This is a genomic window from Gluconobacter sp. Dm-73, assembly GCF_018256215.1.
Lineage (GTDB): Bacteria > Pseudomonadota > Alphaproteobacteria > Acetobacterales > Acetobacteraceae > Gluconobacter > Gluconobacter cadivus.
In genome coordinates this window covers 297610-311759 of the sequence record NZ_JAERLW010000001.1, presented here as the reverse complement: position 1 = coordinate 311759, position 14150 = coordinate 297610, and the positions used below count along the sequence as shown (strand labels likewise).

16 protein-coding genes are annotated in these 14150 nt (G+C 59.3%); 2 read left to right on the top strand and 14 right to left on the bottom strand.

Annotation, left to right across the window (positions count from 1 at the left end):
- Positions 1-100: 100 nt before the first annotated feature.
- From rseP to rpoZ, 12 genes are all read right to left on the bottom strand, one after another.
- Positions 101-1201 carry an RIP metalloprotease RseP gene (gene rseP / locus JK176_RS01470; protein WP_211574116.1) on the bottom strand — a complete coding sequence of 367 codons (1101 nt, stop codon included), beginning with the start codon at positions 1199-1201 and terminating at the stop codon, positions 101-103.
- Positions 1194-2420, bottom strand: a complete 1227-nt coding sequence (gene dxr / locus JK176_RS01465; RefSeq protein ID WP_211586050.1) for a 1-deoxy-D-xylulose-5-phosphate reductoisomerase — start codon at positions 2418-2420, stop codon at positions 1194-1196. The genes rseP and dxr overlap by 8 nt, the downstream gene beginning before the upstream one ends.
- Positions 2413-3243 carry a phosphatidate cytidylyltransferase gene (locus JK176_RS01460; protein WP_211586049.1) on the bottom strand — a complete coding sequence of 277 codons (831 nt, stop codon included), beginning with the start codon at positions 3241-3243 and terminating at the stop codon, positions 2413-2415. The genes dxr and JK176_RS01460 overlap by 8 nt, the downstream gene beginning before the upstream one ends.
- Positions 3240-4007, bottom strand: coding sequence for a polyprenyl diphosphate synthase (uppS, locus tag JK176_RS01455; RefSeq protein WP_268898543.1), 768 nt, complete (start codon positions 4005-4007; stop codon positions 3240-3242). Before uppS ends, JK176_RS01460 begins: the two co-directional genes overlap by 4 nt.
- Before the next feature lie 8 nt (positions 4008-4015).
- The gene (frr, locus tag JK176_RS01450; RefSeq protein ID WP_194261570.1) at positions 4016-4582 is read right to left on the bottom strand and encodes a ribosome recycling factor; all 567 of its coding nucleotides are present in this window, start codon (positions 4580-4582) and stop codon (positions 4016-4018) included.
- Between the two features lie 69 nt (positions 4583-4651).
- On the bottom strand, positions 4652-5392 hold the full coding sequence (gene pyrH / locus JK176_RS01445) for a UMP kinase (protein ID WP_099285561.1): 741 nt from the start codon (positions 5390-5392) through the stop codon (positions 4652-4654).
- A gap of 114 nt (positions 5393-5506) precedes the next feature.
- A complete protein-coding gene (era, locus tag JK176_RS01440) occupies positions 5507-6394 on the bottom strand; it encodes a GTPase Era (RefSeq protein WP_211574113.1) in 888 nt (295 codons plus the stop codon).
- 25 nt (positions 6395-6419) lie between these two features.
- Positions 6420-7154, bottom strand: a complete 735-nt coding sequence (gene rnc, locus JK176_RS01435; protein WP_099285362.1) for a ribonuclease III — start codon at positions 7152-7154, stop codon at positions 6420-6422.
- Entirely contained in the window at positions 7151-7966 is an 816-nt protein-coding gene (gene lepB, locus JK176_RS01430; RefSeq protein WP_207728808.1) for a signal peptidase I, read from the bottom strand. Before lepB ends, rnc begins: the two co-directional genes overlap by 4 nt.
- Positions 7967-7975: 9 nt before the next feature.
- The gene (gene acpS / locus JK176_RS01425; protein ID WP_194261573.1) at positions 7976-8437 is read right to left on the bottom strand and encodes a holo-ACP synthase; all 462 of its coding nucleotides are present in this window, start codon (positions 8435-8437) and stop codon (positions 7976-7978) included.
- A 4-nt stretch (positions 8438-8441) separates the two neighbouring features.
- Positions 8442-10736 carry a bifunctional (p)ppGpp synthetase/guanosine-3',5'-bis(diphosphate) 3'-pyrophosphohydrolase gene (locus JK176_RS01420; protein ID WP_211586048.1) on the bottom strand — a complete coding sequence of 765 codons (2295 nt, stop codon included), beginning with the start codon at positions 10734-10736 and terminating at the stop codon, positions 8442-8444.
- 34 nt (positions 10737-10770) lie between these two features.
- Entirely contained in the window at positions 10771-11166 is a 396-nt protein-coding gene (gene rpoZ / locus JK176_RS01415) for a DNA-directed RNA polymerase subunit omega (RefSeq protein WP_062033888.1), read from the bottom strand.
- Positions 11167-11367: 201 nt separating this feature from the next.
- Between rpoZ and JK176_RS01410 the strand changes: the two genes are divergently transcribed.
- Complete coding sequence (locus JK176_RS01410) at positions 11368-11976, top strand: NYN domain-containing protein (protein WP_211586047.1); 609 nt, start codon at positions 11368-11370, stop codon at positions 11974-11976.
- Positions 11973-12536 (top strand): hypothetical protein, encoded by a 564-nt coding sequence (locus JK176_RS01405; RefSeq protein ID WP_211586046.1) that lies wholly within the window; start codon positions 11973-11975, stop codon positions 12534-12536. The genes JK176_RS01410 and JK176_RS01405 overlap by 4 nt, the downstream gene beginning before the upstream one ends.
- Before the next feature lie 30 nt (positions 12537-12566).
- Here JK176_RS01405 and msrQ read toward each other — a convergent pair whose 3' ends face one another.
- Positions 12567-13169: a protein-methionine-sulfoxide reductase heme-binding subunit MsrQ gene (msrQ, locus tag JK176_RS01400; protein ID WP_211586044.1), complete on the bottom strand. Its 603-nt coding sequence runs from the start codon at positions 13167-13169 to the stop codon at positions 12567-12569.
- A complete protein-coding gene (msrP, locus tag JK176_RS01395; RefSeq protein WP_211586043.1) occupies positions 13169-14107 on the bottom strand; it encodes a protein-methionine-sulfoxide reductase catalytic subunit MsrP in 939 nt (312 codons plus the stop codon). Before msrP ends, msrQ begins: the two co-directional genes overlap by 1 nt.
- Between the last annotated feature and the right edge of the window lie 43 nt (positions 14108-14150).

Genomic DNA, 14150 nt, shown 5'->3' with positions numbered 1-14150 from the left:
CGACTGACACGTTACGCCACTGGCCGAGGTATCCGATAACCCCTGCCCCGCGCAAGATGCCCTGACGTGTTCAACTGTATCACAAGTCTTTTCAGAATATTTAGCTTACTGCGTGAAAGATCCAGTGAAACAGTCCGATGTTGGTCAGATCGTTGAATGTCGAAAAGAGGAAAAGAGCGCCGATCAGCGCCATTCCGACCTGCATGCTGATCTCCTGGACCCGGCGCGAGACGGGGCGACCGCGGACCAGTTCGCACGCATAAAAGACCAGACGCCCCCCATCGAGCACGGGAATTGGAAAGAGATTGATCAGGCCAAGATTGATCGAAAGCAGCGCCATAAAGGAGATGATGCTGGCCAGACCGTAGCTGGCGACCTGTCCTGAGAGCTGTGCGATGCGAATCGTACCTCCCAGTTCCTTGGCGCTCCGCTGGCCGCTGACGATCTGCCAGACGCCCTGCAAGGTCATGACCGATTTGTCCCAGGTTTCCTCAATGCCCATAATGAAAGCTGAGGGAAGCGAGACCGGACGTCCGCGGGAAATGGCAAAAGCAACCCCGAGGCTACCCATCTCATGACCCCCATTTTTCACGGTATCAAATGTGACAGGTAAACTGAGATTCTCAGCACCACGATGGATCCCGAGAACTGTCTGCTGACCTGGATGGGAAGAGACGGTGTTCATCACATCCTCGGCGCCGAGGATGTGGGTCTCTCCAATCTGGGTAATCACGTCGCCCGGCTTGATTCCGGCACGGTCCGCAGGACTTCCCACGACAACCTGCGAGATATCGCCATGAAGCTCCGGCTTGCCCACGACTGCGAACAGCACCGTGAACGCCAGAATGGCGAAGAGAAAATTGAAGACCGGCCCCATAAGAATGACGATCGCCCGCGATCCCACGGGTTTGTCATGGAATGTTCGCCCCGGAATCCACGCAGCTTTCTGTTCTTCGGTCGCATCTTCCGGACCTTCAAAGCCGTGCGGTTTGACGAAACCGCCCAGAGGAATGGCGCTGATCCGCCACTCGGTACCGGACTTGTCATGCCAGCGATAGAGTGCGGGACCGAAGCCGATCGAAAACGTATCGACCTTCACGCCGCGCCAGCGCGCCGCAAGATAATGCCCAAGTTCGTGAATGAAGACGAGAATGCCCAGAATCAGGACATAGGCCAGAATGGTCCGAAGAAGATCATGCATTCAGAGCGGCCTCGCTGAGATGGTTTCGCAAATGCCCGCTAGTCCGCAGGATATGAGCCTCGGCGAGGTCTCGGCCCCGCGCGTCCCAGTGCAGGACATCATCCAGACTTTTGAGTTCGGGATTTTCAGTCATGGCCTGAAGGGCAGCGTCGATCGTCTCACCAATACCGAGGAACCCGATACGGCGGTTCAGAAAGGCCTCGACGGCGATTTCGTTGGCAGCAGAGAACACGGCTGGGGCCGCGCCGCCTGCCCGCAGAACCTGCCGGGCAAGGCGAAGTGGGGCAAACCGCACTTCATCCGGCGCTTCAAACTCCAGACGGCCATAGGCGGCTAGGTCCAGACGTCCGCAAGGCGTCTCCATCCGCTTGGGCCAGGCGAGCGTGTGGGCAATGGGAATACGCATATCGGCAGAGCCCATCTGCGAGACGAGGCTGCCGTCCCGGAACTGCACGAGACCATGCACGACAGACTGCGGATGAACCAGAACATCGATCCGGTCTTCGGTCAGACCAAACAGACGTGCGGCTTCGATGACCTCCAGACCTTTGTTGGCCATGGACGCCGAATCGATCGTAATTTTGGCGCCCATCGACCATGTCGGATGCTTCAGGGCCTTTTCCGGGGTGGCTGCGCGCATGTCTTCAAGCGTCGATTGGCGGAACGGGCCACCAGACGCCGTCAGGATAATCTTTTCAACGGTTTCCATATCGCAGCCGCCCAGAGACTGGGCGATGGCGTTATGTTCCGAATCGACGGGCAGAAGGGTGGCTCCGGCTTCAGACACGGCACGCAGCATGACATCGCCCGCGCAAACGAGCGCTTCCTTGTTGGCCAGAGCCACAGCATGTCCGTTGCGAACGGAAGCCAGTGTGGGCTCCAGACCCGCAGCACCCGTAATCGCAGCCATGGTCCAGTCGGCTTCCATGGCCCCGGCTTCGATCACAGCCTGACGACCGGCGGCCGTCCGGATACCAGTGCCTGCCAGCAGCGATTTCAGTTCGTCGTGACGGCTTTCGTCATGCAGAACAGCCACTTCGGCATTCAAAAGACGGGCCTGTTCTGCCAGAAGCGACGCGTTGCAGCCTCCAACCAGCGCCCGCACTTTGATCTCATCCGGAATTCGGGCGAGGAGATCGACCGTGGAGGTTCCGATACTGCCGGTGCTGCCCAGCACTGTGATGCGACGGCGTGTGGACCGTGCAGAACCGTCAGTCATGCGAAGAACTCCCGTAAGAAGTAGGTAAATGTGCAGGAAGGATGGACCAGAAAGGCTGCGTTGCCACCGCAAGAGATAACAGGGCCGCGGCAGGAGCCGCAGCAAGAAGGCCGTCAAAGCGATCCAGAAGACCGCCATGCCCGGGGATGAGGCGTCCTGAATCTTTCACGCCCAATCGACGCTTGGCCGCGCTCTCAAGAAGATCCCCGCTTTGGGAAAAAATTCCCAAGACCGCACCGCAGATCAGACCACCGATCTGCGTACCCGGCACGGCCAGCCATGCAACAAGGCCGCCCGCCAGAGACGCTCCAAGAAGCCCTCCGATCGCGCCGGAGCGGGTTTTGCCCGGAGAAATGGACGGAGCCAGCTTCGGGCCACCAAAAACACGACCTGTCAGATACGCGAAGCTGTCGCTGGCAATCACGACGGACAGAACGAAAAGAACGGACGCCACCCCAAAAGGCAGATGACGTAGCCACAAAAGCGACAGGCCCCCGACAATGGCGATTATGACGGGAACGCTGGCAGGAAAGCCAAAAATCAGCGTGGGCCAGATCATCCAGAAGGCGGCGCTCCACTCCCCTTTCAGGGCAGCAAGGCCAGCAATCACGGGCCAAGCGAGCAGCAGACCGCCACGCCACGTTTTTAAAGGTTGACGAATAAGAGTCTCGCCCTCCCAGACCAGACCGAACATCGCCAGCAGGATCAGGGCATCATAGACCAGACCACCGCGCCAGATGCAGAAAGCCGCAACCGGCACGAGGACCGCGGCCGAGAGAAGACGCAATCTCAGATCGGACCAGCGTGCTGAAGCACTGCTCATGCGGGGCGTCCACCAAATCTGCGCTGACGACCGGCAAAACGTGACAGGGCATCCAGAAATTCTGACTCACCAAAATCGGGCCAGAGCACATCCATGAAAATCAACTCGGCATATGCACTCTGCCACAGCAGGAAATTGGACAACCGGCATTCGCCACTGGTCCGGATTACCAGATCGGGATCAGGCATATCGGCCGTCTGAAGCGCATCATGAAGCGTGTTTTCAGTGATGCTGTCAGGTGTAATCCGGCCTGCAACAGCATCTTCAGCGAGACGGCGGGCGGCCTGTACGATTTCCGCACGGCCACCATAGGACAACGCGAGCGTGAGGGTCAGCGTCGTGTTGTGAAGTGTGAGGGTTTCAGCGCGACGGAGTTCTTCCCGCAGAGGCCCTTCGAACCGCTCCGGTTCGCCGATGATCCGCAGCCGGACACCCTGCGCATGAAGTTCATTGATCTTGTGGCGCAGATAAAAGCGCAGCAGAGACGTCAGATCCCCGACTTCTTTCGTCGAACGCCGCCAGTTCTCGGAAGAAAATGCATAGAGCGTGAGGTAACGCACACCCTGTTGGATGGCCGCACGGACGCATTTCTGCACGGATTCCGCACCCTGACGGTGTCCTGCGATGACCGGGAGTCTGCGCGCACGTGCCCAGCGGCCATTTCCATCCATGATCACAGCGACATGGACGGGAACGGCGTTCGCCCCTCCCCCGGCGGGAGAGGAGACCGTACCTTCAGAGCGGGGAAAAGATCCTAAGGGCAAATGCGCAATCAGACCTGTTTGATCTCGCGTTCTTTGTCCGCGAAAATATCGTCCACTTTCTTGATGTACTGGTCCGTCAGCTTCTGGATAGCGTCAGTCCAGGTTTTCATATCGTCCTGACTGATCTCGCTCTTCTTTTCCAGCGCCTTGGTCTGCTCCATACCGTCGCGACGTACGCCACGGACGGAAATCTTGCCATTTTCGGTATAGCGGGCAGCGGCACGGGCGAGTTCGTTACGGCGCTCTTCGGTCAGGGCCGGAATGGGCACGCGGACTGTTTGGCCGTCCGTGGACGGGTTGAGGCCGAGGCCACTGTCGCGGATGGCGCGTTCGACGGCGCCCACGACCGTGCGGTCCCAGACGGAAACCGTCAGCATCCGGGCCTCAGGAACGGCGATGGAGCCGACCTGTGACAGCGGCACCTCGGACCCGTAGGCTTCGACGCGGACCGGCTCCAGAAGGTTCGGACTGGCGCGGCCCGAACGCAGGCCGGAAAGGTCCCGGCGCAGACTTTCGATCGCACCGTCCATACGGCGGGTCAGATCGGCAAGAAGGTCATTCAGGTCAGCAGGCATGAGCTGTTCCTTTTCAGTTCGACGTTGGTCTCAGGACAAAGCCTGAAGATTTCGTTGAAAATGCGAAGATCAGTCCGCTTCGATAATCTTGGTAAAACGCCCTTCCCCACGCATGACCGCGCTAAAAGAGCCAGGAGCATGCATGTTGAAAACTACGATGGGCAATCTGTTTTCGCGAGCCAGACTGATGGCCGCAGCGTCCATGACGTTCAGATCGCGGGCGAGGACTTCAAGATAGGTCAGGCGGTCGTAACGCTGGGCGTCCGGATTACGGCGCGGATCGGCGGAATAGACGCCATCCACCTGCGTTCCCTTGAAGAGCGCGTCGCATTCCATCTCGTTGGCACGCAGGGCGGCGGCTGTATCCGTTGTGAAGAACGGATTGCCCGTACCGGCTGCGAAAATGACGACCCGGCCCTTCTCCATGTGGCGCACGGCGCGACGACGGATATAGGGCTCGGCAATCGAGGCCATCTGGATCGCGGTCATGACACGCGTTTCCATGCCCCGGCGCTCCAGCGCATTCTGTAGCATCAGCGCATTGATGACGGTTGCCAGCATGCCTGCGTAATCACCCTGAGCACGATCCATACCCTTGGCGGCCGCGGCCAGACCGCGGAAAATGTTGCCACCTCCGACCACGAGGCAGACTTCTACGCCCGAAGCCCGCACTTCAGCGATATCGGCGGCAACCATGTCCACCATCGCGGGATCGACTCCCGACGGCCCATCGCCCATCAGCGCCTCGCCGGACACCTTGAGCAGGACACGTTTGTAGGAGGAGCTCTGTTCTGGGTTTTCGATCGTCATGCCCGTCTCCGGCTGGATGTGGTGTCTTGATTTGCGCCCGTCATACAGACGCAACGGGATTGGAACAAGCGATGTCAGGATGCCGGATTTCAAACGCTCCGGCACCTGTGTTTTTCAGTCGTCCAGACCAATGGCGCGAAGCCGGGCCTTTTCCTCGTCCCATCCTGCACGCTCCTTGACGTTCAGGAAAAGATGGCACTTGCGGTCGAGAAGCTCCTGAAGCTCCATGCGCGCCCGCGCCCCGAGGGATTTGATCTTGTGACCGCCCTCGCCAATCAGAATGGCCTTGTGTCCGGGACGGGACACATAGATCGTCACCTCGATCCGCACTGAGCCATCGGGACGTTCCTTGAAGCTCTCGGTCTCGACCGTGGCCTGATAGGGGATTTCCTCATGCGTCTGCATGAAGATCTGCTCACGAACCAGTTCGGCAGCCAGAAGACGATCGGGCAGGTCGGTCAGGTCGTCTTCAGGATACAGGAACGGACCTTCCGGCAGTTCGGTCGCCAGACGGGCCATGAGGTCGTTCACGCCCTCGCCCGAACGCGCGCTCAGCATAAAGACATGCTCCACGCTGATCAGACCGCCGATTTCCTGCGTGAGAGGAAGCAGTTCGCCACGCTCCACGAGGTCCGTCTTGTTAAGAACGAGCCAGATGCGGCCCTTGCTCTCCGCAAGTTTCGCAATGATTTCGCGGACGTCCTCGCGCAGACCCGACTTCGCATCCACCAGAAGCAGCGTCAGATCCGCGTCCTGCGATCCCGACCAGGCAGCGTTGACCATGGCCCGGTCGAGACGGCGGCGTGGCTTGAAGATACCCGGCAGATCCACGAGGATAATCTGGGCATTGTCCTGCATGACGATGCCCAGCGTCCTAAAACGGGTCGTCTGCGCCTTGGGGCTGACGATGGACAGCTTGGCTCCGGCAATCCGGTTGAGCAGGGTGGATTTCCCCGCGTTCGGAGCCCCGACGAGAGCCACGAAACCGCAGCGCGTGGTCATGTTCTGATCCTTTGTTGATGACATCTCAGGACGCCACATTCTGACCGAGACGTTTCAGCAGGGCGGTTGCCGCTGCCGTTTCTGCCAGCCTCTTGCTGCCGGCCTCTCCCGTTCCTGTCTGCCCGAGCGTCGTCACACTGACACGGAAAACGGGCGCATGGGAGGGACCATCCGAAGACAGGAGTTCATAATTCGGAAGCGGCAGACCCTGTGACAGCATATATTCCTGCAGCAGGGTCTTGGGCTCCTTATGGGGCCGGTCGGCAGTATCGAGACGGTGCTGCCAGTACTGGCGGACCACGCGACGCGCCGGCTCCAAGCCGCCATCCAGATACAGCGCCCCCAACAGAGCCTCCATCGCATCAGCCCGGATGCTGGACAGACGTCGAATCCCGGCATCTTCCTCATGCGGAGAGATCTGGAGGCAACCGGAAAGCCCGACCTGATCGGCGATTTCAGCCAGAACCGTGCGGGACACCAGATGAGCATGGCGCGGACCGAGTGCGCCTTCCTGCTCGTCCGGATAACGTTCCAGCAGCCACTCCGCCATCAACAGACCCAGAACGCGATCCCCGATGAACTCAAGACGCTCGTTCGAGCCCGTGCCCTTGGGTCGCTGGCTACGACGCGCGCGACGCGGATCGCGACCAGAAACGGCAGAGCGATGGGTCAGGGCTTCGCTTAGCAGTTCAGGCTTTGCAAAATCATGCCCGAGAGCAGCCTGCATCGACGCAAGAGCGTCTGTTGAAGAGAGCTTCATGTGACGAGATGCAAAAAGCGGTTCCAGCGGATTTCGGTCGGCCAGTACCAGAACTGCCATGCAGGATGGCGCATATCCATCGAGAACAGAACGATCGGCGCACGACCGACGAGGTTCTGCATGGGCACGAACCCGAGATCGTCCGGGCCATCACCCTGAAAACGACTGTCGGCACTGTCGTCACGGTCATCGCCCATGGCGAAGAACGATCCCTCCGGCACCACATATTCCGGCGTATCGTTTGCGAAACCGTCATCCGTCAGCTTGAGAATATCGTGCTCAACCGGCGGACGTCCGCCGCTTCCGGGGAGGCTTTCGCGATAGAGTTCACCACTGAGGAGGCGGTTGTTCTCGTCGAGTACCTCGTAATGACCAAGCGCCGTCCGGGGAACTTCGATTCCGTTGAGAATCAGATGCCCTCCCGTGACCTGAATATGGTCCCCGGGTAGGCCGATGATGCGCTTGATGTAATCCACGGACGTATCACGCGTGAAACGGAAAACCGCAACGTCACCACGATGCGGCTCGGAGCCAAAAATCCGGCCACTGAAGACGTTTGGCGAAAACGGAAAGGAAAAGCGGGAATATCCGTAGCTGAACTTCGAGACCAGAACGAAATCACCGATCTGCAATGTCGGGATCATCGAACCGGAAGGGATATTGAAAGGCTCCACCACAAGGGAGCGCACGGCAAACACCGCCAGCAGCAGCACGCAGAAATAACGGATGCTTTCGCCAAGCGTCTCTTCGCGGCGTGCGGGCTTGTCACCCGTACTTTCTGAACCCTGCACGGGTCTGTTCTCCTTGATCATCAGACGCTCTTAACGCAGCTTGGCGGCGTTGGCGAGCGCTTCAATCGGCCCGGACTGTCCAGACAGCCCCGACGGAACAGATTGTATGATGACCTGCGCGAGTGCGAACGGAGGATCATCCGTCAGGCTGACCAGAAGCTGGGCGCTCTGTCCCGCAGGCGTCAACTGATGCAGGACTTCCTTTGCTCTTCCGGAGAGCTGCAATTCAGGAGCACCACTCGGGCCATTACAGACCCCGATATCCTGAAGCTGGACCCCATGGGCAAAGCCGGTTCCCAGTGCTTTGACGCAGGCTTCCTTGGCGGCCCAACGCTTGGCGTAGCTGCCCATGCGCGCGACTCCCGAAAGCCGGTCGGCATAACTGCGTTCGGCTTCTGTGAAAACGCGGATGAGAAAGCGGTCACCAAAGCGGTCGACGCTTTTCTCAATGCGCGAGATCATGCACAGATCCGTCCCCATTCCGAGGATCATGAAATCACCCCTTGGCGCGCTCGACCTGCATGACGCCTACAGCCGTTCTGAAGGCCGCGATCATGGACGAGAGGTGACGCAGATCCTTTACCTCCAGATCCACCAGAATTTCCATGAAATCGAGCTGACGGTTTACGATCTTGAGGTTAAGGACACTACCATTGTGCTTTGCGGCCACGTTCGTCAGGGTCGCGAGAACCTCGGGCTCGTTGGCAGCCACCACCGACAGTCGGGCCGTATAGGGCTCGGCGCCCTGACGGCGGCCAAGGGCTTCGTAATCCCAGTCCACTTCCAAAAAACGTTCGGGCGTGTCCGCGAAACTGGACAGGTTCTGACAGCCGCGCCGATGAATGGTGACGCCCTTGCCCTGCGCGATAATGCCGACGATCGGGTCTCCCGGCAGGGGACGGCAGCAGCCCGCAAAACTGATAGCGATCCCTGAACCGATTCCCTTGATCGTACTCCCCGAATGCGCCGTCGTCTTCGGGGCACCATGCCCCGATCCCAGCATGAGGGACTGCCCGAAACGGGGCGACAGACCCGGCACCATCCGGGGCGCACGGACGCTCTGGCGCAGCTCGGGATACGCCGTGTTGACGACATCCTTGGGGCCAAGCTGGCCGTTGCCGACCGAGACGTACAGATCTTCAACCGAAGCCTGACGAAGTTCCTTGAGGATACCGTCGAGCACCCTTTCGGAACCGTCCACGCCTTCCTGACGGAAAGCCTTGGCGATGGCGGCACGACCGTTGTCGATATGGCCCTGCCGCTGCTGCTGCGTCACAAAACGCCGGATACGGGCGCGGGCCTTGCCCGTTGCGACGAAACGCTCCCAGGACGGCGACGGCGTCCCGCCACGGGCGGTCATGATTTCGACCTGATCGCCATTCTGCAGTTCATGCCGCAGCGGCATCAGACGTCCGTTTACCTTGGCACCAACACAGGTATCACCGACCTGACTGTGTACGGCATAGGCGAAATCGACGGGAGTGGCACCGCGCGGCAGGGAAATCAGCTGCCCCTTGGGAGTGAAGCAGAAAACCTGATCCTGATAGAGTTCCAGCTTGGTGTTTTCGAGGAACTCGTCAGGAGCCTGACTGTCCTCAAGGATTTCCAGAAGATCCTGCACCCAGCGCAGCTTGCGGGTCGGCGCGCCAAAGGCTGACGACAGGGCCGCGGCTTCGCGCTCGCTGGGGGTTGCGTGTTCCTTGTAAGCCCAGTGAGACGCCACACCGTTTTCAGCCAGATCGTGCATTTCGGCAGTGCGGATCTGGACTTCGATTTTCTGGTTGCGCGGATGGCGCAGGGTCACGCCGGTATGAAGGCTCTGGTAGCCGTTGGCCTTGGGAGTGGAAATGTAGTCCTTGAAGCGCCCGGCGATCATCGGATAGGCGCCATGAATCGCCCCGAGCGCCATGTAACAGGCGTCACGCGTGGGAACGAGCAGGCGGAAGGCCATAATGTCCGAAAGCTGTTCGAACGCCACGTTCCGGCGCTGCATCTTCTCCCAGATCGAATAGGGCGATTTTTCGCGGCCCGTAACTTCGACCCTGTCGATCCCGGTTTCCGTACACAGGGCCATCAGTTCCTGACGGACCTGTTCGATGACATCTGCCCCCTGCCCCCGCAGGAAGTTCAGACGCGCGCGGATTGTTGCATCAGCTTCGGGTTCGAGCTGAGCGAAAGAAAGGTTCTGAAGCTCCGTCTTGACGCGGTCCATACCGATGCGCTCGGCGAGCGGCGCATAGATATCCATTGTCTCGCGGGCGATACGCTGCCGGCGGTCCGTGCGCTGCACATAATGGAGCGTACGCATATTGTGCAGACGGTCAGCCAGCTTGACGATCAGAACGCGGATATCCCGCGACATGGCCAGAACGAGCTTGCGGAAATTTTCGGCCTGCTTGGTGCGGTCGGACTGGAGTTCGAGCCGCGTCAGTTTCGTTACTCCGTCAACGAGCGCGGCAACATCCTCGCCAAAGCGGGCTTTCAGAGAGTCACAGGAAACACCGGTGTCTTCGACAGTATCATGAAGCAACCCCACCATAATGGAGGTCGCATCCATGCGGAAACCCGCAAGGATATTGGCGACGGCAATAGGGTGCGTGATGTAGGCGTCGCCATTATCGCGACGCTGCTCGTTATGGGCGTTGGCCGCCACATCATAGGCGGCCTCGATCTGCGCAAGATCGGCTGACGGATCGTAGCTTTCGATTCGTCGCAGCAGTCCGGCTATGGACGGCTTGAAGTCTCCGCTTGCGACAGGCGGAGACGTAATTGGAGGAGATGCATCAGGCATGAAGCATTCCTCCCTCAGTAAAGCCGGTCAGAGATCAGCGACGACCCCGACCACCCAGCTCAGCTTCAATGGCAGCCGCTTCGTCAGCGGACATGTTCTCAGCCATGTGAGCATGCTCTTCTTCGGCAGAGACATCCTGCAGGCCAAAAATGTTCTGGTCCGTCGGGATGAGATCCAGCACTTCTTCGTCCACGGGCTCCGGCTCAGGCGCGCGGGCCAGCGAACGGATGATCCCTTCGCGCAGAACGGGCAGGCTCACCTTGTCTTCAGCGATCTCACGCAGGGCAACGACCGTGTTCTTGTCGTTTTCACGATCGAGACGGATTTCTTCACCGCGTGACAGGCCACGGGCACGCTGGGCGGCCAGCAGGACCAGTTCGAAACGGTTAGAAACCTTCTCGATGCAATCTTCGACGGTTACGCGCGCCATGCGACAGGCCCCCTTCGGGTAAGACAAAAGAATAAAATAAGAGAGAACGCTGGCAATAACATGCAGTTCATGCGAATGCAATCGGCGCCTGCCCCACCTCCGGAATTGAACGCGAGTGCCTCCATGCCTGGTCGCAGCTGGATGGCAGCCTCTGCCTCTCTCGCGTGGGACGACATATTTTATATATCAGGATTACTCTACATGCTTTTGCGCCAGAACGAACGCACCGCCCTTTTCATTGACGGCGCCAGCCTCCATCACGCCGCCCGTAATCTGGGATTTGAAGTCGATTTCCGCAGCCTTCGCAAACTGTTTGAAAATGCCTGCCTTTTCCAGCGGGCCTTCTATTACGCCGCCATGCCCGAAACAGACGACTACTCTCCGCTCCGGCCGTTGACCGACTGGCTCTCCTATAACGGGTACCATCTCGTGCTAAAAACTGCGCGGGAGTTTACGGATCCTTCAGGAAGACGGCGTATCAAGGGAAACATGGATGTCGAACTGACAGTGGATCTTCTGGAACAGTCGGGCCGCCTTGATCACGCCGTGATCATCAGCGGTGATTCCGATCTGCGTCGCGCCGTTGAGGCTGCGCAGGCGCGCGGGGTCCGGGTTACGGTCATTTCCTCAATGCGTTCGACCCCGCCCATGATCGGAGACGATCTGCGGCGCCAGGCGGATATGTTTGTGGAACTGGCTGACATCGCGCCGTCGTTCACACGGCGTCAGGCCGAACCACGCAATCCTCCCCGACAGGGGCCGGTTCGTCATCCTGCTGATATCAACAGTGACGAGACCAACGACACATGACCCCTCGGGCTTCTACCGGAACGATCCCCGCCCCGCCTCCGCTCCCTGCCTTTACAGAAGGCACGCGGTCAGGAACAGGGCCGCTCTCAGCCGAAATGCTGATTGTCTGCCTCGATCCGGAAGACGCCACGGCGACACTGGCGTCCTTTCTGGACGCCAACAACATCGTTTTCGACACAGCCCTTGCCGGACCAGAGGCCATTCTGGGACGGATCACCAGAGTCATGCAGCCCCTGTCGCCACAGCCGCTGGCACTTCCGTCCGAACTCGAAGCCTGCAGCACCGCTCTCTGTACCGAACTTCAGAGTATGCCTAGGCTGAAACTGGTCCTCACACTTGGAATCAGCGCGCATATTGTGGTTTTGGGGGCATGCGGCATTCCGTTGTCTCGCCTTGATTTCCGCCCCGGCGAAATCACCCATCTTCCCGATGGCCTGCTTCTGGCCGATGGATGCCATTTCCCCAATACGCCATTCCCAGCCGAAATGATGACTCAGCGTCGTTCGGCCCTGAACGAGCTTTCACCCAAGATCCGCGCCGCATTACGTCCGACGGTCTGAGAAACCGATGGGCTCTGGTTCAGAGCCCGCTTATCTCCGTTTTTCAGGCAGGACACGACACAACAGAAGCAGTGCAAGACCAGCCAGATACGGCGCGGAGACAGCGTTCAGTGTCTTGAACGACAGAAAGAAGTGGATGCCCGCTAGAACTGCGGCCAGGTAGATCAGCCTGTGCAGCACCTTCCAGCGCCGCTTCATCAGGCGCATCGAAAACGCATTTGAGGTCAGCGCGAGCGGGACCAGCAGAACCAGCGCGCTCATCCCGAGAATAATGAAGGGACGGTGCGTGATGTCTGTCCACAGAACGCCCCAGTCAAACCCGTGATCCAGACCGATATAGGCCAGCACATGCAGACTGGCGTAGAAAAACGCCAGTAACCCGGTGAGGCGTCGGTATCGAAGCAGGTTGATACCTGCAAAGCGTTTCAGCGGAGCCAGCGCCAGACAGGCCAGCAGAAAGCGGAAGGCCCAGAGACCCAGTGACCGCTCGAACACATTGACCGGATCGGCACCAAGCGCCCCATGCTGCCCCTGCCAGACCAGCCATGCAGCCGGCATCATGCCGATCGGATACAGAATGACGCGCCAATGCCGTTTTACGGCTCTTAAGGCGGACACAGAATCTGACGGCATCAGAAGTTTTTCCGCAAATCCATGCCGCGATACAGATCCGCTACCTGTTCGCCATATCCGTTGAACATCAGCGTCGGCTGCCGTGTGGCGCCGAACAGGGAGTGTGCGCCTATGACGCGCTCTGTCGCCTGACTCCAGCGGGGATGATCGACCTGCGGATTGACGTTGGCATAAAAGCCGTATTCGTCAGAGGCGAGACGGTTCCATGTCGTAGGCGGTTCGTGATCCAGCAGGCGAATGCGCTGGATGGACTTGATGCCCTTGAAACCATATTTCCACGGGACGACCAGACGAATGGGCGCGCCATTCTGGTTCGGAAGCGTTTCGCCATAAACACCGAGTGCGAGCAGCGTGAGCGGATTCATGGCCTCATCCAGACGAAGTCCTTCCACATAAGGCCACTGAATCCCCGACAGACCGTCGTTCTGTCCGGGCATCTCCGACGGGCGCAGAACGCTCTCGAAAGCGACATGGGTGGCGCGGGGATCGGGATCGGCGTCCTTCAGCAGACTCGCAAGCGGAATACCGTCCCACGGAATTACCATGGACCACGCCTCGACGCAGCGCATCCGATAAATCCGCTCTTCCATCGCCGCAGAACGCAGAAGCTGCTCGACATCCAGACGGACGGGCTTGCGGACGAGGCCTGTAATTTCCAACGTCCATGGGAGCGGATGGAAATCCTGCGAACGGGCCGCAGGGTCAGCCTTGCCCATCCCGAACTCGTAAAAATTATTATAATGAGTCACGTCTTCGTGTGGCGTCGGCGTCAAAGTGCCGGAATACGGACCGGGATGTGTCTGGAGGGAGGCAGCCTTTGCCGTAGTGGCAAGCGCGCTCAGGGCTACGGCACCGCCGATCAGGGCGCGTCGGGAAAGATAGGCTTCTTTCGACGTAATCTCGGACGGCTGGGGTCTGGGGTACTGAAAAAGTGCCATGATCAATTTCCGGACTTTGAGAAACTCTGGCACCTATGATGCG

Coding starts and splice junctions, on each gene's coding strand:
- JK176_RS01420 (WP_211586048.1), bottom strand. CDS start 10,736: ATGCCTGATGCATCTCCTCCAATTACGTCTCCGCCTGTCGCAAGCGGA.
- rpoZ (WP_062033888.1), bottom strand. CDS start 11,166: ATGGCGCGCGTAACCGTCGAAGATTGCATCGAGAAGGTTTCTAACCGT.
- dxr (WP_211586050.1), bottom strand. CDS start 2,420: ATGACTGACGGTTCTGCACGGTCCACACGCCGTCGCATCACAGTGCTG.
- JK176_RS01405 (WP_211586046.1), top strand. CDS start 11,973: ATGACCCCTCGGGCTTCTACCGGAACGATCCCCGCCCCGCCTCCGCTC.
- JK176_RS01410 (WP_211586047.1), top strand. CDS start 11,368: ATGCTTTTGCGCCAGAACGAACGCACCGCCCTTTTCATTGACGGCGCC.
- JK176_RS01460 (WP_211586049.1), bottom strand. CDS start 3,243: ATGAGCAGTGCTTCAGCACGCTGGTCCGATCTGAGATTGCGTCTTCTC.
- rseP (WP_211574116.1), bottom strand. CDS start 1,201: ATGCATGATCTTCTTCGGACCATTCTGGCCTATGTCCTGATTCTGGGC.
- acpS (WP_194261573.1), bottom strand. CDS start 8,437: ATGATCCTCGGAATGGGGACGGATCTGTGCATGATCTCGCGCATTGAG.
- pyrH (WP_099285561.1), bottom strand. CDS start 5,392: ATGACGATCGAAAACCCAGAACAGAGCTCCTCCTACAAACGTGTCCTG.
- era (WP_211574113.1), bottom strand. CDS start 6,394: ATGACCACGCGCTGCGGTTTCGTGGCTCTCGTCGGGGCTCCGAACGCG.
- frr (WP_194261570.1), bottom strand. CDS start 4,582: ATGCCTGCTGACCTGAATGACCTTCTTGCCGATCTGACCCGCCGTATG.
- rnc (WP_099285362.1), bottom strand. CDS start 7,154: ATGAAGCTCTCTTCAACAGACGCTCTTGCGTCGATGCAGGCTGCTCTC.
- msrQ (WP_211586044.1), bottom strand. CDS start 13,169: ATGCCGTCAGATTCTGTGTCCGCCTTAAGAGCCGTAAAACGGCATTGG.
- lepB (WP_207728808.1), bottom strand. CDS start 7,966: ATGATCAAGGAGAACAGACCCGTGCAGGGTTCAGAAAGTACGGGTGAC.
- msrP (WP_211586043.1), bottom strand. CDS start 14,107: ATGGCACTTTTTCAGTACCCCAGACCCCAGCCGTCCGAGATTACGTCG.